The sequence below is a fragment of the Paenibacillus sp. J22FR21 genome (assembly GCF_056269135.1).
Window position 1 is genome coordinate 51,315 of sequence record NZ_JBWDNJ010000013.1, and the last position, 21,603, is coordinate 72,917.

The 21,603-nt window shown below is 51.6% G+C and carries 17 protein-coding genes; 2 read left to right on the top strand and 15 right to left on the bottom strand.

Annotation, left to right across the window (positions count from 1 at the left end):
- Positions 1-12 precede the first annotated feature (12 nt).
- The 7 genes from AC0YNS_RS29770 to AC0YNS_RS29800 all read right to left on the bottom strand — a co-directional run bounded on the left by AC0YNS_RS29770 (position 13) and on the right by AC0YNS_RS29800 (position 7,159).
- The gene (locus AC0YNS_RS29770; RefSeq protein ID WP_475784552.1) at positions 13-1,602 is read right to left on the bottom strand and encodes a stalk domain-containing protein; all 1,590 of its coding nucleotides are present in this window, start codon (positions 1,600-1,602) and stop codon (positions 13-15) included.
- Between the two features lie 120 nt (positions 1,603-1,722).
- Complete coding sequence (locus tag AC0YNS_RS29775) at positions 1,723-3,063, bottom strand: DUF4179 domain-containing protein (RefSeq protein WP_475784553.1); 1,341 nt, start codon at positions 3,061-3,063, stop codon at positions 1,723-1,725.
- Positions 3,056-3,595, bottom strand: a complete 540-nt coding sequence (locus tag AC0YNS_RS29780; protein WP_475784554.1) for a sigma-70 family RNA polymerase sigma factor — start codon at positions 3,593-3,595, stop codon at positions 3,056-3,058. Before AC0YNS_RS29780 ends, AC0YNS_RS29775 begins: the two co-directional genes overlap by 8 nt.
- A 140-nt stretch (positions 3,596-3,735) precedes the next feature.
- The gene (locus AC0YNS_RS29785; protein ID WP_475784555.1) at positions 3,736-4,539 is read right to left on the bottom strand and encodes a class I SAM-dependent methyltransferase; all 804 of its coding nucleotides are present in this window, start codon (positions 4,537-4,539) and stop codon (positions 3,736-3,738) included.
- Positions 4,532-5,431 (bottom strand): SPL family radical SAM protein, encoded by a 900-nt coding sequence (locus AC0YNS_RS29790; RefSeq protein WP_475784556.1) that lies wholly within the window; start codon positions 5,429-5,431, stop codon positions 4,532-4,534. Before AC0YNS_RS29790 ends, AC0YNS_RS29785 begins: the two co-directional genes overlap by 8 nt.
- 98 nt (positions 5,432-5,529) lie before the next feature.
- Positions 5,530-6,246, bottom strand: a complete 717-nt coding sequence (locus AC0YNS_RS29795; RefSeq protein ID WP_475784557.1) for a hypothetical protein — start codon at positions 6,244-6,246, stop codon at positions 5,530-5,532.
- A gap of 16 nt (positions 6,247-6,262) precedes the next feature.
- On the bottom strand, positions 6,263-7,159 hold the full coding sequence (locus AC0YNS_RS29800; protein ID WP_475784558.1) for a phosphotransferase: 897 nt from the start codon (positions 7,157-7,159) through the stop codon (positions 6,263-6,265).
- 224 nt (positions 7,160-7,383) lie between these two features.
- Here AC0YNS_RS29800 and AC0YNS_RS29805 point away from each other — a divergent pair, with 224 nt between their 5' ends.
- Positions 7,384-8,895: a peptidase G2 autoproteolytic cleavage domain-containing protein gene (locus AC0YNS_RS29805; RefSeq protein WP_475784559.1), complete on the top strand. Its 1,512-nt coding sequence runs from the start codon at positions 7,384-7,386 to the stop codon at positions 8,893-8,895.
- A gap of 73 nt (positions 8,896-8,968) precedes the next feature.
- On the opposite strand, the gene AC0YNS_RS29810 is transcribed toward AC0YNS_RS29805, so the two are convergent.
- Positions 8,969-9,346: a nuclear transport factor 2 family protein gene (locus AC0YNS_RS29810; RefSeq protein WP_475784560.1), complete on the bottom strand. Its 378-nt coding sequence runs from the start codon at positions 9,344-9,346 to the stop codon at positions 8,969-8,971.
- A 245-nt stretch (positions 9,347-9,591) separates the two neighbouring features.
- On the opposite strand from AC0YNS_RS29810, the gene AC0YNS_RS29815 reads away from it, so the two are divergent.
- Positions 9,592-11,670 (top strand): copper amine oxidase N-terminal domain-containing protein, encoded by a 2,079-nt coding sequence (locus AC0YNS_RS29815; protein ID WP_475784561.1) that lies wholly within the window; start codon positions 9,592-9,594, stop codon positions 11,668-11,670.
- 375 nt (positions 11,671-12,045) lie between these two features.
- On the opposite strand, the gene AC0YNS_RS29820 is transcribed toward AC0YNS_RS29815, so the two are convergent.
- From AC0YNS_RS29820 to AC0YNS_RS29850, 7 genes are all read right to left on the bottom strand, one after another.
- A complete protein-coding gene (locus AC0YNS_RS29820) occupies positions 12,046-13,188 on the bottom strand; it encodes an acyltransferase domain-containing protein (protein WP_475784562.1) in 1,143 nt (380 codons plus the stop codon).
- A 192-nt stretch (positions 13,189-13,380) separates the two neighbouring features.
- Entirely contained in the window at positions 13,381-14,871 is a 1,491-nt protein-coding gene (locus tag AC0YNS_RS29825) for an arylsulfatase (protein WP_475784563.1), read from the bottom strand.
- An 11-nt stretch (positions 14,872-14,882) separates the two neighbouring features.
- A complete protein-coding gene (locus AC0YNS_RS29830; RefSeq protein WP_475784564.1) occupies positions 14,883-16,166 on the bottom strand; it encodes an alpha-L-fucosidase in 1,284 nt (427 codons plus the stop codon).
- A gap of 49 nt (positions 16,167-16,215) precedes the next feature.
- Positions 16,216-17,088: a sugar phosphate isomerase/epimerase family protein gene (locus AC0YNS_RS29835; RefSeq protein ID WP_475784565.1), complete on the bottom strand. Its 873-nt coding sequence runs from the start codon at positions 17,086-17,088 to the stop codon at positions 16,216-16,218.
- A gap of 24 nt (positions 17,089-17,112) precedes the next feature.
- Entirely contained in the window at positions 17,113-18,117 is a 1,005-nt protein-coding gene (locus AC0YNS_RS29840) for an asparaginase (protein WP_475784566.1), read from the bottom strand.
- Positions 18,118-18,151: 34 nt separating this feature from the next.
- A complete protein-coding gene (locus AC0YNS_RS29845) occupies positions 18,152-18,847 on the bottom strand; it encodes a copper homeostasis protein CutC (RefSeq protein ID WP_475784567.1) in 696 nt (231 codons plus the stop codon).
- A gap of 191 nt (positions 18,848-19,038) precedes the next feature.
- Positions 19,039-21,594: a GH116 family glycosyl-hydrolase gene (locus AC0YNS_RS29850; protein ID WP_475784568.1), complete on the bottom strand. Its 2,556-nt coding sequence runs from the start codon at positions 21,592-21,594 to the stop codon at positions 19,039-19,041.
- Positions 21,595-21,603: the final 9 nt, after the last annotated feature.

Here is a 21,603-nt window from a genome sequence, read left to right on the forward strand (position 1 = left end):
CTATGCTCCATTCTACTCCGACACTCGAATCGTATTGCTATCAGGCTCCCATCCCGTAGTCCAGCCAAATGCCGCACCGAGTTCACGGACAGGCGCCAGCAATTCACCTCTTACACTATATACTTCCTTACCTATGGCGGTAGACTGCCCATTCACATAAATGCCGCCTGTTTCTTCTGTATGGAAGGAGAACTCCTTGCCATCCTTTAGCGCAACAGCAATTTTGTCCTGAGCGTTCCACGTCATTCGATAACCCATCGCTTCCATCATTCCTCTGACAGAGGCATAAACGCTACCATCGACCTGCATCGACCACATGACAATTTGCTTCCCATTCACCAGCACACGTGGAGCCTCCAATACGGGCTCATATTTGGTAACGGAGAAGGTTCCCCATGAGTACGGTTCATACGAGTAAGGAGGAACGCCGAAGCCCTCCTCTCCTCCAAGCTGACCTAATGTCCCGCGGCCAATCTGACCATAGCGGTTTAAGCCGGCCCCCCACAATGTACCATCCTTCTTAATGAGAAAAGAAGACCGAAATCCGCTGACAACCTCTACTGCCTGCTGATTCGCAAGCTTGACGGGGTGATCGAATCGATGCGGCTGCAAACCGTCTCCGATCTGACGGTAAGAGTTATTACCCCATACCCATACCTGGTCAAGCTGATCGAGCGCCAAACATTGCAAATAACCGCAAGATAGTTTATCTATCGATTGAAGCTCTGGGATTTGCACGAGATGGAGCGGCTCTTCCAACGGATCTTTGTTTCTACCCAGCACGCCGCCGTAATTATCTCCAAACGACCACACTGTACCGTCCGTGCGCAGAAGCAGCGTAGAGCTTCCCGAACTTGTAATTGCCTTGATATGATCAAGCTTCTCGAACCGTCTTGGTTTCGAAATGACGGCTTGTTTCCCCGTCTGGTAATAATACCAATACGGTGATCCCCAGTACCAGAGTTGACCGTTCTTGTCGATTACGAAGGCTGTAATACCATCGCTATGTATGGCTGTTATTGGAGGCAAACCCGCCACAAGGGCCGGTGCGGCGAGGGATTTCACTTTTCCATTCCCTAATTCGCCATACTCGTTGCTTCCCCATGCCCAGACCGTTCCATCCTTCTTCAGCGCGAACGCAGCATGATAACCTAATTCAATAGCCTTCACGTCTTGAAGTCCATCCATTTGTTTGGGAACTCTCGTGAATAGGGAATCGGTTGACGAATAAGTTACGCCGTCGAAAGTGCCATAACGTAAACTCCCCAACATCCATACCGTCCCATCTTTCTTCACGAAAGCGGCCGTATCCGAATAAGTCGAAGAAAACGAAATGGACTCCACATCCGATATGCCCGGAACTTGAACGGCGGTCGTTGTCAGGCGAGACGCAAGGTTAGCCCCCCAGGACCAGACCGTCCCGTCATTCTTCAGCGCAAGCGTACTTGCGTATCCGGAAGCAACTTGTTTCACATTCGTAATTACGTTTCCTCCAACTGTCATCGATGGCTCCTGCAGGCTTTCCGCCGAAGCTCCTATTGGCAGCATGAAACTAGCCATACAAACGAGCACGATCAACTTTAGTAAACGAGATTGTCTCACTTCCACTCCACCCCAGTACCATGAATTAGGATATCTTCATAGATCTTAGACGTTTACGCGTCAAAAAGGTTACTGACCTATTAAAAAGACCGCCACGAATGGCGGCCTTTCAAGAATGGACTACTTAATTCTCAGCTTAATATCCCCTTCGATTCGTGTTGGGTAATCGGTAATCGTGAGCGTCAGCGGACTCTGATAGTTCGCCTTCTTCATGAAATATTGGAACATGTCGCCGGACGTTCCTGTCATACCCGATTCGAAGGATTTACCGGATGCATCCTTGAATCTCATGTCAAATAAGCTGTACCCACGGTTCTTATCGAGCGGATTATCACTCTTTAACTTAAAGACAAGTATGCGCTGACCGTCTTCCTTGCTGGTGCCGATGTCTTGAAGAATTAGATTATCGTCCGGACCCGACAGCAGCTTCTTATGATCAAGATCAATCTTGATTTCCAGCTTGTTTTTGTCCAATGCCCGAATGCTGCCGGCCTTTAGATAAAGCCGGTCCGGTTTGCGGAAATAGTTGCTCTGGAAGTAGAGCACTTGCCGATACTCGCTTATGGTCGAACCGGATACGCCGTTAGTGATGGTCCCGAATGTTTCACCGCGCTCATCCTCGATCCGGATATCGTCAAAGTAGAATATCTTCTTCGTGTTGGCAGGATCGAAAGCTACTTCCAGCCCAATCCGGGTCGGATATACGGTCATTTTCTCAAAGGTAATATGTTGACCTTCCACGGTAACTGTCTTATTGATCGCAATAGTTTCCTTCAAGCCTTCAAACTTCGCTTTGTCCACAGGGACCGCAAACTTCCATACTTGACTGGTAGCTGTCTTCTCGTCCTTACCGGCCGTAAGCTCCAGATTGAGCGTATCCGGAATCTCAGCTCCCTCTTGAAAGTTAAACTCGAAGGTCCCTTGCTTGCTTACCCACTCTTCGCTGAAATTCGAGGAACCATGCGCGCTGCTGAACTCTATGCCATTACGTAGATCGATCTTCTGAAGATTGACGACCCGCTTCCGTCCATCCATATTCGTGAGCGTATAGAAAACAATTACTCTCGATTCATCGGCTAGTACACCATCCACGGTCACCTTAATACCGTCATGCTCCTCGGAGAGGCCGACCGGCTGCATAAAATCATTTTCCAATGCCAGCTCCAGCCCTTTGTCATAATTAATAAGCTCCACGAGTGACCGAAGTCCGGGCAAATCACCGACATAGGCCGCAACAACAGGCGAGAAGCGGACTGAAGCTACCATAGTCAGAAGCAGCAGACATGCTGTATAAGATGCGAATCTAGTTACAGTGCGGCGCCTTCTGCGTTGCCGGCCAAGACGCATGCCATTCCTAATCCTCTCATCGATCGTCCCGGGAACCGCAATTTGATTAATCTCTTCCTTCATTGCCTCCAACTGCGGCCACTCCTGCTCGCTCGAATCGCGAAAGTCATTCATGAGGTTCACCGTCCTTCTCCAGCCGCTTCCGCAGTCCGCCGAGTGCTTTGTGCAGCCATGTTTTGATCGTACCTTCCGGCTTCTCTAACGTTCTCGCAATTTCGGTGATCGTTAGATCATGATAATATTTCAGCTCAATGACGGTCCGATAGTTAGCATCCAGCCGTTCTACCGCTGATTCAAGCATGACTCTCTCCAGCAAAGCAGACTCGCCGCTCGCCACATGCAGCTCTTCGGCACCGGCCGCTACTTGCTGTATCTCATTCCGGCGAGACCGCCTCTTGGTCTCGTCCGCGCAGTAGTTCATCAGTATGCGTATCAGCCAACTGCCGAAATAACCAGGCTCCTTCAATTTGTGTATCTGCATGTAGGCCCGACAGGTCACTTCTTGCACAGCTTCAAGAGCGTCGTTCTCGTTCTTCAAATACGAATAGGCGATTCGGTACAGTTTATCCTTGTGCTGCGTAATGAGGCTGTAGAAGGCCGCATCGTCACCGCGTTTAGCTGCAAGAGCCAGCAATTCGTTATCCATACGTGCGTTTCCTCTCCTGCCATCATGCTTCTTCTACAAGTTAGACTGTGCAGAGCGGCAAACGGTTTTCGTTTATCATAAATTCTTTTATCGGCATGACAAAAGGCCACCTGATCGGCAGCCCTCCACGTAACGATCATCTATTCTTTCTTCCTACCCACATACATGAAATGTTCAGCTAAACTCAATAGCTCCTCGCGCTCACAAACTTGCTCCGCCAAGTCAAGCCAAGCCGATACCACCTCGGGCGGCTGCGCAAGAAGCTCCGGCTCCCGCAAGTATAAGAAGCTTTCGCAATTGATCACGTGCAGCTTCTCCAGTTGAAAGGCCTCAAAGAACGGCGCTACATCTCGGGGACGGATGTAATAGTTGTCCGTGAATCCATGTCCGGCAAAATTCGCATCCTCAATCATTGTTTGAAGCTCAGACCTGCGATCATCTGCTAGGATGAATGCCGGGTTGCGGATGAAGTAATCCCAAACGAATGAATAAGAAGAAACAAAGGATACGAATAGGACTCCGTTCGGCTTAAGCTTCTTAAGGCATTCCTGAATGGTCGCAGCTCGATCCTTCTCTTCTTTCAGATGATACATCGGACCCATGCACAGCACATGATCGAACTGCTCATCCGCAATGCTCGATAAGTCGCGGCTGTCTGCACACAGCACTTCAAGGGGTAACTCAAGCTCTTGCGCTTTGTTCCGAGCAAAGCTCACATTGTTTGGCGACAGATCAGCCAGCGTCACCTCACAGCCAAGCTCCGAGAGATAAAGAGAATACCTGCCCGGACCACCGCCGAGATCAAGAACTTTATCACCCGGCTTGATATAGCGGTTCATATATCGTTTGCTAAGCTCAAACTCAACCTTGTGCCGATCGAGCCTCTCCCATTCATAATGCACGGTATCATCGTAGAATTGGCGTACAATGTCAAGGTCATCCATAGGAACACTCCTCATCGTCGAACAAACTCATTTGGAACGAATCCGCAACCGGTGGTTGATAATAGGGCATTTCGGTTGATATTCCGTGCAGCGAGCAGGCTTCACGGAAGCGAAGCTCCAATTCCTTCTCGTTCTTCGACTTACACTCATAGGCAAGTCCAAATGTCCTTCTATATTGATTGCTCAATCCCGGAAATTCCTCATCCAGCTTTCGATAGAAATACGCCCGCTGCCGGTCTCGCAAAGTAACGCCAAATGCCGCAATGATATGTTTGACACCGGCGGCCGCAGCCCGCTCAACAAGCTGATCAATGTTATCCATTTGATCTTCCAAGAAGGGCAGAATAGGCATCATCGTCATCGTCGTCACGACTCCAAGCTTCTCAAGTTCAGCAAGCGTGCGGAATCGCTCTGTTGAGGAAGCTGCATGAGGCTCCAATTTGTGGGCCAGCTCGTCGTTAGGAGTCGTAATTGTCACCGCAACAGAGGCATACTTCGTGCTTAGCTGCTGCAGGACGTCGGAATCTCGGAGAATGAGGTCGCTCTTCGTTGTAATATGTACCGGAAACCGGAACTCGGCAATCATTTGCAGTGCACGCCGCGTCATCAGCAGCTTGCGTTCCATCAGCGTATACGGATCACTCATCGAACCCGTACCGATCGTCGATTCTCTGCTTCTCTTTGCAGCCAGCTCCTTACGAAGCAGCTCCAGCGCATTTGTTTTGACCGTAACATTGTGAAAGTCGTCGATCCCATACCGCTCACTTCGCGAATCGCAGTAGATACACTGGATGTCACAGCCGCGATACAGATTCATGGTATATTTAGTCCCAAACCAACCGGCAGGGTATTTATTAGGAATTAGAATACTCTTGGCTTCAACAGCTTGCATTTCACTTCGCCCTCCCACAGAAAAAAGAACATTTGTTCCTATATGAACAATAACATTTTTCCTTGTTTCTGGGAAGTGGATCTACTCGATCCTCAAAGTTAATTGATAAGTTTCCAAACCGACTTTGAATAAACCAGCCATGTGCTATAATCACAAATCTCATTACGTAACTCATAGACGTTGTCCATATCCGTGAAATGACCAACAGCCGCAATCGGTATTTTATATTCAGCAGTATCCTTGATCGCTTTGGACAAATCAATGAGTAATCCATCTCGGGTAGATTCCAATAGTGCCGTAGAGATTTCGGTCGGAATAGGTCCAAATTCTCTTCCCGTTAACTTCCGAAGCTTCTCGACAATCACGTTGGCGAGAAGCTCTTCATAATCATGCAGGTCCGTCACAAAGAGCTTGTTGAACCACCCATCATCATGCGCGTAATACGCAAATCTCAACTTAGGCACCTGGTGCAACGGTCTGGCGAAATGCCCGAAGAATAATAATTCGGCAATTTGATTGTCGCTTAATGCATCCAGATCCTCTTCTCGCGCGAAATCCACCCAACAAAAATCCCCATAACCATAAACATCGTCCTCAATCAACTCATCGAGCTCTTCCCGCGTCACATAATCGAGCCGAGAGTGCGGATTCCATTGCTCATTCGAAAATTGATGTTGGAGCAGGATCAGGTTCTCCGGTCTGGGAGACACACTATACATAAACTCATGAAATTCAATTCCATACGAATAGAAGCAGTTATTCGGATGCATTTGGCTGACATAAACCATATCTCTGGTTTTCTTCTTTTTCTTCATGGGGCGATTCTCCGTTTCACTCAAATAACACCTGCTGGTTGAGCCATAGATCCAGATCAACAGATCCTTGCACGCCTAACAACCGATAGAAATAACGATACACGGTGCGATAGTCAGTTAAATCCGGAGGGGCGAGAATCGATGAATAACCTTTGAGGAAAGAAGCCGCAGAGCGCTCATCGAGCACATACTCCAATCCGACAAAATCAAGCTCACGAGGACCTGCTGCATAAGCTTCAACATCGACGACCGCGGACAACAACCCATCCTCGCATAGGAACTGTGACGAATCCAGATCAATAAAAATAGGACAGAAGTGCTGCGGGACCGGAAGAACGTCAAGTGCATGAAGCATCGCATCGAGCTGAGCCTTAATCTTGATATCATTCGCATAATCGATTTGGACGAGCTGCCTCATGGTATTCGCCAAGTGTGTATGGAATGTTGGCTGTGGAACTCGTTGAGTGCCGGCAAGGTTGCCGAAATAGTCGTAACGCTGCGCATGCACGCGCGCCAGCCAGACGCCTAATTGATACAGAACCGCATCGGATTGCTGGGTGAACGAGCGCAGTGTTTGTCCGTTCATTCGCTCGACGACGAGATATTCTCCGCCCTCGTTGATCTGATGCTTATGTATTCGCGGTGCCGGAATTTCAGCGATTGTACGGAGCATTGCAGCATTCGCTATGAAGTGGCACATATGTCTGGGATCTATCCCGAATAAATCATAACATCCCCACCAAAACTCATGGGTCGGCGCTTCCTTCATTCTGGATGCACGTACGACTTGCTCCCCAGCAGCGGTCTTAACCAGCCAGACGTCGCTGGCATGCCCGGAGTAACCGGGATCGAGAGCGGTAATCTGTTCAATCGGTTCATCAAAGAGCTGCTGAAGCTGATGGTCTGTGGTCATAGCTGGACCTCCGTCCCTTAGTTCGATTTCTCCCCCAGGAATCCCCAACATTGTATTGTCTATACTGCTCCAGCTATCGTGTGACACACTGCTCGCCTCCTTCCGTGACTCAATTCTATATACGTTCAGAAAAAGAACTCTAGCATCCAAGCACAATCTCGCTCATGTAATAATATGGAAATAGATTCATAATCATTATGGCTTAGCAAAGGAGATGTTGCAACATGGCACCATGTAACGCACAAGCCACGGGGACATGCTCCGAGGCTGAAGGTTCAGATACGTTAGCAAGCGGGGACGCCTCTCACGCGGAAGGGTTTCAATCCACGGCGAGCGCGTTTGCCTCTCATGCGGAAGGCTATGCAAATACGGCTCAAGGTCCCGCTTCCCATTCGGAAGGCGGAAGTACGCTCGCGGAGGGAATCTATTCGCATGCCGAAGGCAGAGAAACGGCTGCCGCCAATGAGGCTTCACATGCGGAAGGGTTTCTGTCCGTTGCAAGCGGTTTTGCCGCGCACGCTGAGGGCTACTTTACGATTGCAATTGGACCTGCTTCCCATGCGGAAGGCGGCGGCTCGACTTCGTCCGGTATCTATGCGCATGCAGAAGGTGAAGTAACACAGGCGATCGGCGACCGCTCGCATGCAGAGGGCATGAATACAATAGCCGATGGGATGAATGCACATGCCGAAGGGGAGTTGACCCAAGCCTCCGGCTTGAATTCCCACGCCGAAGGAATGGAGACGTACGCTTCCGCACAATGCGCGCATGCCGAAGGAGAGAGCAACACCGCAAGCGGAAGAGCATCGCATGTGGAAGGCAATCTGAACCTAGCCAGCGGCATATTCGCGCATGCGGAAGGACAACGCACAATCGCAAGCGGCGATGTCTCGCATGCCGAAGGAAACCAAAGCATTGCAAGCGGTCAATCCTCGCACGCAGAAGGAGCCATTACGACCGCAAGCGGATTTACCGCCCATGCTCAAGGCGTCAATACGGTCGCTGACGGTATCTTTTCGCACGCGGAAGGGCTAAACACGTCCACAAACTCGCTGGAAGGGGTACACATCATGGGGAAATTCGGCTCTGCCAACGAGCTGAGTTACTCGTGGTATTTGGCCAATGGAACCAGTCCGGAAGCGCCCGGCCTGGCAGCGAAAATATTAAGCAGCGGAGATGTGAAAATCGACGGAACGGTGAGCAGTCCGGCTGCAGACTACGCGGAGATGTTTGAAACCTATGATGGACAACCAATCGAACCGGGATATTTCCTTGCCCTCGTCGAAGACAAGGTTCGGATAGCTAGTTCTGCTGATCGCTACATTGTTGGCATTACCAGCGGCAAGCCTGCTTTTCTATCCGATAGCGCAGACCTGGGCTGGCTTCACAAATTTCTGACCGATGAGTGGGGACGAACCCTTTATCAGGATGTACGGATTCCAGAGTGGCTGGATGCGTCGGGACAGCTGATTTCGCCTGAGCGCACAGAAAGGCAGCCTATCCTGAATCCCGAATGGAATCCGCTTCAAGACTACGTTCCACGATTAAATCGGCCGGAGTGGGTAGCTGTAGGCATGGTTGGCAAATTGCTGGTACGAGATGATGGAACTTGTCAGCCAGGCGGGCTATGTGCACCGAGCGATACCGGCATAGCTACCAGCGCTGACCAAGGGTATTATGTGCTCAGAAGAACTCGCCCGAATCAAATCCTAGTGTTATTGGGCAACCGCTATTAGAGACACGTCCTTCATCTGCAGAAGAAAAAACCGCCGAAATCGGCGGTTTTTTCTTCTCGGCCAGCTGTCGCAGCTAGAACATGCCGTTCTCATTAAGTGAATACTCCGGTATGGCCTGACCTAAATCCCACAATTCGACGATGCGGCCGTCCTCGAAGCGAAAGATGTGGACCACAGCGGCTCCGAGGTCTTCAGGCTTCTGTTTCACATGGGAGTGGACCATAACGCAATCCCCTTCTTCGAGGGTGCGTTTGACTTCAAGAGTCTTGTGAGGATTCAACTTCGCGTTTTCTTCCATTGCCAGCATGAGCGAATCTGCATCGCCGCGGAAGTAAGAATTGTGATGACGGAAGCTCTCTCCTACATAACTCTCGTAGGCCTCGCGCACCTTCCCCGAGGCTACCAGACTTAAGAACGTTACAGCTTTCTCTTTAAGTGGTTTCGTATTCATTGCAATCATCCTTTCGATGAGAAAGTACAGGTTCTATTAGAATTACCCGGTGATGTGAATGTGAATTTGGCCTATCGGATTTTTTCACCTATTTTAACACAAATAAGCACCAAGCCGAACCGGCTCCCACTATTCCATTTACGATTATAATAATTCTTTTCCAAGCATCGCAACTTTCTGGTAAATAAAGTCGTTTAAACAGTGGTCATCTAAATTATCGATTCACAATAGAGAAGGAGTCGCGTATGAAACCACTTAAGCATTATCTTGTCTGTACTCTGGCACTACTCACTTTATTTCAAACGTCGCCGCTATCCGCGGAAGGAACGGTCGATGTACCCGCATCTACGACCGATGCACCAGTAACGACTCCAACTACGACGGGGGACTCAACGACCGCGAATCCGATTGTGGACGTCGCCCCGATTAGCGGCATGCTCACACCGGACAACGAGCTTCTGCTGAAGAAGAACAGCACCGCGATGCTGTTCAACAAGAAGCCGCTGAAAGCCGCGCAGCCGTTAACGATCAAGAACGGCTCTTCTTATGCCGCTCTGAACGGGATTGCAGGTCCTTTCGGCTACAAGCTTTCTTATGATGCGAAGACCAAAGAGTCCATCGCGAAAGCCGGAGACATCGAGCTTCGATTCAAGCCTGGCAGCGATATCATTAAACGCAACGGCGAATCCGTGAAAGGACCTGGCCCGACCTTCCTCCTGAAGGGATCGCTCATGGTACCGCTTCGCATGTGGTCCAATTTGACCGGAAGCCGCATTACAGCACGCGGTATCGACACCGTCATTACCTGGGCGGCACCGCCGTCTGCGGAATTCGCAGTGCAGCCTACTGAGATTTTCGCACAACAAACGCTTGTCGATTATTTGGTGAACGGCGTTCCTACCGTAGTGGATGAAACCAACACCCATGAGCGCTGGGAAGGACGAGAGTCCATCTTCCAGGAAGCCGGCATGCGTGTTGTAACGCACTGGGTGCAAGGTGAGAACGGCGTATGGAGCGAGCCATTCAGCGTTACGGTTAACGTGCAAATGCCGAATCAACCGCCGGTAGCTGATTTTACAACGGATAAAACGACTTATCGCATCGGCGAGCCTGTCATCTATACCGATCTGAGCACCGACGACCGTAATGACATCAAATCTGCTAAATATACGGGTAACTCGCCTGCTTTCTTCACTGAAGGTCAGTTCCCGGTCACGCTCGAAGTCAAAGATGGGGAGCAGCTGATCGGCACTGTTACGAAGATGGTTACCGTCATTCCGGAAATCTTGTACACCGAAGATGAGTTTAACCTGCTCTTCACGCCGATTGGACGCAAATATACGATGGATGGAACGGCTGTGCGCAACTACCCGACCCTCTCCTATACTTACACGAATGAACCGGCAAGACTTGTTCACAGCAACAGTCCTGAACGTTGGATGACGACCGGCCTTGTATATGATACGGAGCTTTCCGGAGCTACCCGCTTCCTTTTCTATAACGAGAATGGAGCAAGCTACCCGGTCAAAATGTTCCTTATTGCGACTAACACAAGCAGTACCGGCCTAGCTTCCGTCGGTATCGGCGCATGGGGCAAAGGCGGTCCGGACAAATCCACCATTATGGCAGGCAAAATGGCCACGATCCGCTATATGGATGCGCTAAGCAAAAATGTACCGGCTAACTACGTGACCCTAGCTCCCGGCGAATCCAAGGTACTGGTCCCTGAAATGTCGAATGTGCCGGTTAAGCCGGGGGATGTATTCTCCGCTTATGCCGATGTCGTTTCGACGACAACTATTCGCTACCGGATCGTCGTCGTACAGGATAAACAAGATCCGCTGCCGATTCTCGATTCCTTGACGGTTATGCCTCGCGATAATAAGCATGTTCGCGGCACATTCGATTACGCCGACCGCGTGATCGATCTCAGCACCTCCGAAGCAGTCGGTGCGAAGCCGCAGAGTATCTTACTTGGAGACAGCAAGATCGACAAGCTCGTGGATGGGATTGACGAGATGACCGGCCTGCTCGAGTACGATTTCGGCAACTTCGGTGTCTTGTACAAAATGAAGGTGCTAGTCGCGCCTAACACGATTGTCGGCATCAATGCCAGAGGCGGCCACTATGCAGGAGCCTTCATCGTTAACGGGAAGCTCGTGCCGGTTACAACCGACAGTGCGCTTCTGACTCAAAATGAAACTGCCGTGCTCTACCGTACCGGTGCAGCAGCGGAAACGCTCGACATTGTCTTCACGCTCGCATCCGGCAGCTACTTGCCGATTAATATGACCTTCCAACCCATGCCGCAGCTCCGTCAATAACAGCAGCGGATAAATCTAAACGCCGCACAGCGAAGTTCTCTTCGCCGTGCGGCGTTTTATTATGTCAATTGTCCCTACCCACTCATCTCCAAGTAACTCCCCCACCATCCACCTGACAGTCGCGTCTCTAGAGGAAATGTTGCAGAACATGCAGCATTTCTAACGAAAAGAGAGGCTAGCGGAGAAAATGTTGCGCGGAAATCAACATTTTCGTCCAAACTAGCCTCCTGACCGCCATTCCATAGCCAAATGTTGCATATCGCGCAACATTTGGCTGTTTTAGCTCATGCTGAGGGGAAAATGTTGCAGATTAAGCAGCATTTCCTCGATGATCCTCACTTTTGTGCCGAGGTTCCCTACTTATCACGGGGTGGTTCACGCCTGATCGTCCATTAAAATAAACCCGCCCATATCACGCAGCGCGCCGCCGTTCGCGAGATGTCCAAGTACAGCGCGACGAAGAGACGTATCGGCTGGAGCTTGCGACCAGTCGTCGTATAGCGTGCCGAAGATGCGACGCAGCCCTTCTTTGCCGTCGCCGCCTACCGGAAAGAGGCGGAATTCGCGCTGGAAAAGGACGATATTGGCGGATCCGCTAAGCAGTTGCTCGAACTGAGGATCGAGCAGCCAAGAGGTACAGACGAATGCGAGTCGTGTCTCCTCCGGAAAATACCGCTTGAAGAACCCGACTGCATCCTTCATGGAGTCCAAACACTGCGCATGATCCATCTTCCCATCAGCGGCAATATGGACATCCAGAACCGGATCGCCTACGCGCAGCACAGTTTCCCATTCGTCGGTGCGGAACGTCTCCGGCTGACGAACAGCGAAGCCGCCATCCGTAATCCGATGCCCTAGGATAACCGCATCGCCATCTTCGAGCACAGCTTCCCATGCTCCCGCTTCATCGAAGCGGTCGTTCGTGCCGTCGATCAGTCCGTCGCCGCGGAAACGGACGCCGCTCTCCGCCAAGACGACCAATTCGCGAGTGTCGAGGCGGCGAAGCACACGCCTGCCGCCACCGAAGCGGCCGCGCTCAAACTGCAGCCTTCCGACTCGGAACAGTCGGAAGGACAGATGGTTCACGAGCCACTCGTTGCCGAGTCCCCAGCGATTGTGCCGGCCGTAATAATCACGCATCCACAGCGCCATGTCGCTGAGGGTATGCTTCAGAATCTCCTGCGGAATTCCTCGCTCCGCGTAGAGTCCTTGAAGCCGATTCAGTCCGCTAAGCAGAATAAGCGGCTGATACAGCTCCGCCCCTTCACCCATCTCGGCGAGGATGCCAGAGAATGTTTCCCCATTGGAGGTCTCGCCGGTCTCATCCGAGAACAGCAATTGATGCCCTCTCACGGCCAGCGCACGCAGTCTCTCATCCTGCCTCACCTTCACCGCTGCCTGCTGCAGAGCATCCCATGCCTCATCCGGAAGCTCAGCGACAAGGTTCGCCTCTCGAAGCGCTTCATCTTGCAGAAACCATAACTCATCCTGTATCAGTTGCCGCCCTTGCCCGTTCATTCCTGCTTCTCCCCTTATAGCGCGGCGGTGCTCGCATCTAGCACATTCTGCACTCGCATTGCGTTGTTTTGTCGATTATAGCACATGTCTCTTGCTACTAATTTACCTCATGCGAGATTCACCTGACTAGATGACGATTGGTTTATTACTACGCGCAAAAAAGCGGGAGCCCAACAGCCCCCGCCTATCCTCTTACCCTCCAAACACACTCGTCAACAGCTGCCGCGGCGGACGACCGACCTTAAGCCGGCCATCTTCCGCATAACCTTCTTCGCGTCCGTCCAATTCCGCTGCCAAACGCTGCCTCCACACCGCTAATCTACCCTGCCAGTGCGCAGAAACACCTGCCGCTAGATTCACCAGCTCCTGCGGGTCACTGAGTAAGTCGAACAGCTGCTCCTCGCCGGACTGCGAGAACCAAAGATATTTCTCCCGCCCATCCGTGACAAAATGGTTCGACAGCGCCCCATACGAATGTTCGCCATGCAGATACGGCCGCCACTCAGCCTGCTCGCCTCGGCATAGCGGCAGCACGCTGCTGCCCTCTACCGTATCCGGTATCGGAGCACCGGCGATATCGAGGAGCGTCGGCATGATGTCGCGCAGCTCAATCACTTCCGCAGATTCGCCGCCTCGACGTAATCCCAGCCCGCCACCAGGATCGCTGACGATAAACGGGATTTTCGCGCTTCCTTCATACGGGAGCGCTTTGCGGTAGTAATGATGATCCCCCAGCAGCTCACCGTGGTCAGACGCGAACAGGATGATTGTATTTTGCGATACACCATATTCCTGCAAGGCATTCACCAACCGGCCAATCTGATCGTCAAGATGCGTGATAAGCGCATAATAGGCAGCTCTTGCACGATCCAGCCTGCGCTTTGGCACAATGCCGAAATGCGTAGTCGGGTCGGAGCCATTCGCCTTAGCCGCCTCTACATCCACCCAATCCCCGATCGGGGGATCAGGCAGCTCAAGATCCTTGTACATATCCATATAGACCTGCGGCGGATCAAGCGGGGAGTGCGGGCGTACGAATGACGTGTACAAGAAGAAAGGTTTGCCCGGATCCCGGCGGCGCAGAAAATCAATCGACTGCGTAACCGTCCAATTCGTCGGATGCAGCTCCTCCGCCAGATGCCACGGCCTTGCGGCCGCCGATGCATTGCAATCGAGTCCGTTATCCGTGATATCATAATCCGCGCCTGCACGCTGACGCAGCCAAGTTAAGTAATCATCCACTTGGTCAAAATGCCCATCAACCGTGTTATTATGCTTGCTGCGATTATGATGCAGATAGCCGTCATGCAGCACGATGTTATGGAACCCGCATAGATTGCGCGCGGGATAGACATGCATTTTGCCAACGCATTGGGTATGGTAACCGGCACCGGCAAGCTCCCCTGCCAGCATATGCTCGTATTCCCACGGCACGCAGTCCTGATACCCGACGCGTCCGTGCGAACGCTGGCCCATGCCGGTTAAGAGCGCCGCTCTTGCCGGAACGCAAGTCGGCGTTGCCGAATACGCATTGCGAAACAGAACACCGGATCGCGCTAAGCGATCCAGGTTCGGCGTCTCCACAATCGGATGGCCGACAGCACTTAAGCAGTCGCCGCGCATCTGATCCACCGTGATTAATAGAATATTAGGTCTCGTTTGCGATTGCTTACCTGCTTGCATCCCGCCGCCTCCTAGCCTGCGTAATGGAAGGACAGTTCGCGAAGAACCGGTTCCCCGTCGCTTTCCAGTATCTCTAGAATGACACCTGACGCTTTAATAGTAGGAATGCGGATGATTGCTTTATGACCGATATTATAGCCTTCGTGTACGACGATACGCCCATGTGACTTTTCCGTGAGGACGGTAAGTCTGAACCTCTGCACGCTTTCGCCGCGCGTCAAATCCTCTTTAATGATAATATGGTCGATCAGATGCTTCTCCTGCGCGGCATATGTCCAAGTACGCCCTTCCTGCTTACATGCCGCAAGCGTCGCGACCGGTTGCTCGAACCGACGACGAATCTCTTCGCCGAATTGCGTCAGATGCTGCGTATCCTTGCTCGGAAGCAGCCCTTCGCGGTTCGGTCCGATATTGAGCAGCAGGTTAGTGCCGCGTCCGACGGACAAATAATACAAGCCCATCAGTTCATCGACACTCTTGACCATATGCTCGTCCTCATCGCTGTAAAACCAGCTGATCCGGTTATACCGCAATTGCACGTCGCATTCGGCAGGCAGCCACATTTGCGCGCCAAGCTTCTCTTTCTCATCGGTCAGAATCGAGAAGTCGGTCGAATCAACCACATTCCAAGTTGGCGTCGATGCTACGCCGTCCTCATTGCCGATCCAGCGGAAATCCGGATCGCCCATGTTGAAGATCAGAATGCCCGGCTGCAAGCGGCGGATCTCGCCGATGATCCGATTCCAATCGTAGGTATGGCCTTCAGAGCCGCAGCCATCGAACCACAAGATATCGATCTCGCCGTAATTGCCGAGCAGCTCCGTAATTTGATTCACGAAATAATCATCGTAGGCTTTGGCATCCTGAGTGTAGAAGTTGGCAGAACCGTCATATGGCGAATAGTAAAGGCCAGCTTTCACGTCGTATTTCCGGCAAGCATCCACGTACTCGCGAATGACATCGCCTTGTCCGTCCTTCCACGGGGAAGCTTCCACCGAGAAAGAGCTGTATTTGGACGGCCAGTTGGAGAAACCGTCATGATGCTTCGCAGTCAGAACCGCATATTCCATACCCGCTTCCTTCGCGGTGCGGATCCATTGTTCGCAATCCAAGTTTACGGGATTAAAGTCTGCCGGCGACATCGGACGCTCGTCGAAATCCGCATACCCTTCATAGAACGTACGAAGTCCGAAATGAAGAAACAAGCCAAATTCCATATCCTGATAAGCCAGCTGCTTCGCCGAAGGTACCGGCTTCTGAATCGTTTGCATCTCTACTACCGCCTCTCTCTTCATCAATCGATTCTCTAATTTTCATTCATCTGATTCTTGTGCCAGGCAGTTCTTACGCTTCTTTCCACAGTGTGCGCAGGTTGTCCATCGCGATCCGCGACGCCTCTTTGCACTCTTCCATGCCTTCGAACTCAACCGTAATATAACCGTCGTAGCCGGATTGCTTAATCAGCTTCGTGATTTTGCGAATCGGGATTTCACCGTGACCTACAATAGCGCCGCGCAAGTAGTTGTCATGGCTCGTGCGGAACCAATTGCCGCCGCCCGGCGGCTCGTCGAATGGACGGAAATAGAAGTCCTTGTAATGAACCAGAGATGCATAAGGAAGATTCTTAATCACGCCGATAACGGGATTCTCGTCGACGCACATGAAATTGCCGATATCCAGCGTTGTTTTGAAATTAGGACGGTTAACAGCATGCAGCACGCGTTGTACGCGATCGCTCGCTTGCGCGCTGAAGCCGTGATTTTCAATTGTCGTAGTGATCCCGTATTGCGCTGCATAATCAGCAATGATCTGGCTGCCTTTCACCATCAGGTGCAGGTTCTCCTCGAACCAGGCAATCGTCATTTGTTCCTTCGGAATTGTAAAAGCCGTTACATCATGACGCATATGCTTCATGCCAAGGCGGTGAACCAGATCGACATGCTCTTTCACGCGCGCCATCTCGGCCTCGAACGCCTCGTCGTCCGGCTGCACGAAATTGGCAGGCATCGAATAGTTGGATAATGCAATGCCAACTTCCGCTGCTTTATTGCGAACCGCATCCGCCAGCTCCGGATTATCGACGAGCGTAAAGCCGTACGGAACGATCTCCATATGCTCCCCGCCGTTATCCGCTATCCACTGAATCGCATCAAGGACGGTCATTTCGCCCGACTTCAATGCGTTTAACAAGCTATATGTGCTTAATCCGATTTGCATCCTCTTACTCCCTCGTTTGCGTTATTATTCGTATCGCTGCAGCTTGAAGACCGCTTCATTGCGGCCGGCGACGATGCCGTTGTCATTAAGCATATCTGCAGGTGCCAAGGCACGCAGCCGGTCAATCGTTTCCTGCCGGGAATAGCCAATCTGCTCCAGGATGGAAGCGATAATGAGCGGCCATTCTTCCTGCGAACCGTCAAGCACCTTCAGGGCAAACCCGAGCCCTTCCTCACGCAAGCCGAAGCAATAAACACCTTTCGCCCCGCCTTTGGCAACAATATTGTCGTCCAACAGCAGAATCGAGCAAATTTGTCCGGATCCGGACACCATCTCAGGATGGCGGTTCATGAGGCCCGAAATCTTAATCGCTGCGCGGCGTACCGCTTCATCCTCGATAAGCTCCGGCAGAGCCAGCTTCAGATATGCCGTCGCCAGACGGTCTAGCGGGATGGCAAACACAGGACAGCCGCAGCCGTCCACACCTGTCACGACCTCTTCGACCGGCATAGCTCCCAAATAAGCAAGCGTAGCAGCGATCTCTAGCTGCGCAGGATGATCGGTATCTGTGTAGCCCTGCAGATCATAGCCTTTATGCTTGCATAACGACAGAATGCCGAGATGCTTGCCGGAGCAATTGTGATAAATTCTCCGTTTCGGCGAGCCGCTGACGAATAGCTCATCTCTGGCTGCTCCGTTTAACGGATACGTAGGCGAGCATACCAGCTGTTCCTCCTCGATGCCGATTTTCACCATCATCGATTCCAGCTCGGAAACATGGAACGTCTCCGCCCAGTGGGAGCCTGACATGATCGCCGTTTCCTTCTCCGACAATCCGAATGCTTCATCTGCGCCATGTATAAGTGCAGGAAGCGCCTGAATCGGCTTCCCGGAAGAGCGTAGAAACGTCAAGTGACGAACATTCCCCGTACCGTATCGGATACCATTAGCATCTACGCCACAAATATGGCCGTAGTGCACATTTTCCACATAACCGCCGCGATACTCATTAACCAATACCTCAGACATCGTTTACTCCTCCTACCCTATTGCGTTGTTGTGCTTATTGCGGTTTGAGAACAGCCAGAAGCGCAGCCAGCCGAGCCGGATCAATGGGGGCTTGAGACAATCCGTTCTGCCTCACGCCTGAGCCGAAATGAACGGCACGCACATCGGTTTGCTTCACGAATTCAGCTGCTGACGCAAGCGTCAGTCCGCTTCCCGCCATAATTTCCGGTCCCGACGAACCGTTCCCGCTTTGCCGTACGAGCTCTTTAATGGAATCGACCGCATCTAATACGCTCGGTTTCCCGCCGGACGTCAACACCGTGCGAATCTGCGGATAACGAGCGAGCGTCTCGTATGCCTCCTCCAGATTCCTCGCCTCATCGAACGCCCTATGAAACGTAACCGGAACACCATCTGCCGCATCCAACAGCCGCTTCAGCTTGTCTTCGTCGACTGTCTGCTCTGCGGTCAATACGCCAAGCACGTACGCGCCGATGCAGGGGGATCTAAGCAGCTTCATCTCGCGAACCATCTGCTCCATATCCTCTTCCGAGTATCGAAAATCTCTGCTGTGCGGACGAATCATGACGTGAACCGGTATCGCAGCTTCAGCTGCGATTTCTTCCAGAATGGCCAGAGCAGGCGTGAGCCCGCCTTCCTCGATGACCGAGACAAGCTCTATGCGATCAGCGCCGCCTGCGGCAGCAAGCTTGGCATCCTCCGGTGATAGAGCAATAACTTCCAGTAGCATAGACAATCTCCCTCGATTCAATCTGCGCCGGATGCGTTGGCTGCCCAGCATCTCCGGTGCTTGTACTATAACTTCTAGCAGCTGTGGCAATCTCCTTCCAAAACGCTGTCTTGCTCGTTTACCATTTTTCGCTCTACAATTTTCTCCTCGAATTCAACCCATTCATCCCTATTGGGCGATGTGTTCTTCCCTTAATGTCGAAGTTCAATCTCCAATCTTGCACCCTGTGGAACGGATCGCTTCTGCGAGAATAGGATGTTCCCTTTCTCCCACTTCCACTCTACCTGACAACCTTCGATCCTTATCTCTACAATGTCGTCTTCCGACAAGAACGGAAGTCCAAATGATGAAAGCAACAGTTCGCCATATTGAACATGCAGCTCTGCTTTCCCAGTCTCCATCTTAAAGACGCCCCAGCCGGCCGCAAGCGACCAGAAGGTTTCATAATCTTCGCGACGATCAATGGGATTAAATCCCACATATCCGCGTACCATGTCATAGTCGAAGCCGCTGAAAGAGAGCAAGAGTGCGTAACTGGCCATCGACCGAGCATAATGGCTGCCGCACTCTATTTCGTTCCACGGATTACGTTTCTCGCCATCATATCGCTCTCGAACCGCACGCACGACCGACATGCCTTCCTCGACCATTCCTTCTTGAATCATGTGAATCGCGGCTTGATATTCAAACCCGTTCATCGTTTCCGAATTGTAAGCGATCGGAATTGCAGGCCTTCTCGAGCCTTCGGGCCATGAGCAGATGATAAGTCCGGATTCTTCGTCCAAACTATATAATCGCCATAGATTCGTGAAATCGGACATCTGTTTAAAGTTATGCTCGTAAATAGACTTAAGCGCTTGCCGTGTTTGTATAGGATCAAAAATTTCGCCCAGACCGCATAAATTAGCGTGCCATTGCGCCACGACTTGGTCGATCGAGCACCCATCTAGAATCTGGTAGTTAATCTCTTTCAATCTATCATTCCAATAGTATTCGAGTGCTTCTTCATCGCATGTCTCTAACAGCGACTTGTCGGACAAGTCGATCTTCTGGATATAGTAGTTCCCGTTAAATAAGTGCTGATCGGTCCAAGACTTCCCTCTCTCGTAAAGCGCGCGATATTCCTCTTCTTTCTCAGGGTACCCCAAATAAGCCGCCATCTCCGCGCCGGCTTTAAGCGCAGCTAAGTAAAAACCATTCAACCAGGCGTTGGGACCAAACAGCTCCACATCTAGCGTATTATGCTGCCTGCCCTCCAGCACGCCGTCTCGGTCCGCATCCCAGCGATGTTCGTTCGTCTCAGCCCAAGCATACTCTAGCGATTGTTGAACGGATGGCCATAGCGATCGCAGCCAATCGGAATCGCCTGATAGTTTCCACTCTCTGTACACTTTGATAATGCCTCCAAATTGACCGTCCGCGCAAGCATACAAGTCGTTAGCCCGGCCTAACGGCAGCTGGATACGAAACGACATCCGTCCATCGGCGCGCATATTATACTTGTAGTCCAAGTCCCGCATCGACCGCTCCAGCTTCGGGAACAGAAATGGCGCCGCGTAGGCATAGTTCCACACATGTGTACATGAACCTTCACAGCAGCCTTCTGTACCGATGCAGCCTTCGAATCCGTATAAGGAACCATCCTCTAAGCGCAGCACCGTAGGCGATTTCAGCGTCGATAGGTTTGCCGCTACTGCTTCCAGCGCCTCCTTAGGGAGATGAGATGCATATAAGGACTGTTTAAACAGAAGCGTCTCCTGATATAAACGTTCCCAATGTTCGAACGCATATAAAGCGCTGGCAAAGGAATCGTTAAATAATGTCGCATAGTAGTTCTTCCATGTCACTGGCTGATTAGAATCCTTTGCATCGCCCGTCTCGGGATTCCAGTAGTTGTAGCAGTTCGGAAAATGCCAGGTGATCAAGAAACGGATGCGCCGCGTTTCTCCTGGCTGTAGCTCCACATGAGCGGATAACTGCCCCAAGTCTTTGGTAGAAGTCGGCTCGTCCAAGCTGCTCCCAAATCTGCCCGGAGAGCTAAATGTCCGCCAGTACATGTCTCTACCCTCATACCATTGGCAGTTGACTTCCTTCGCGTCCGTAGCGACAGTCAGTTCACCGAACTCCGGCCTGTTCGAATCATAAGCGTCCGAACCCATGCGGATGCCGTGAACGGAACCGATTTGCTCGTACCGATTCCAGTGCGGGCTTCCATGGTGCGGATTTGCAACGGACAAACATGCCGTGTAGGTGATCATGCTGTCGGTAGGATTATGAAACTCGATCTCGAAGAAAGCTCCCGGGATGCTGGAATCCCGATCGTTCAACGGAATGAACGGATTGTAAGCCGTCAGCTTCACGTCACCGGGGAAACGCTTGTCGCGGAAACGAAGATCAGCGATAGGAAATTCGCCAACAAAGGTGCAGTCCTCGAAATGAGGAAAACCGCCCATTGTAGCCTCACTCGGACCGAATCCATACCCGCTATGATTTTTAATTCGCTTATTTCCCATATAGGGCGGCAGCAGCTTGCCATTCAGAACTCGCGCATCCAGCACTTTCCCCTCCGACTCCGCTTTGACTGCGAAGTGGCTCATGCCGTTCATGCTTTGCTTGTTCGGGCGATTTTTAATTTCCCAATCCACTAGCCGGCCATTGCCGGCTAGTCCGATCGATCCACTGCCAATCCCTCCAAGAGGAAAGACGATCTCTTTAAGTTTGGCGTCTTTATAAACAAAGTGTCCCATATAGACTCC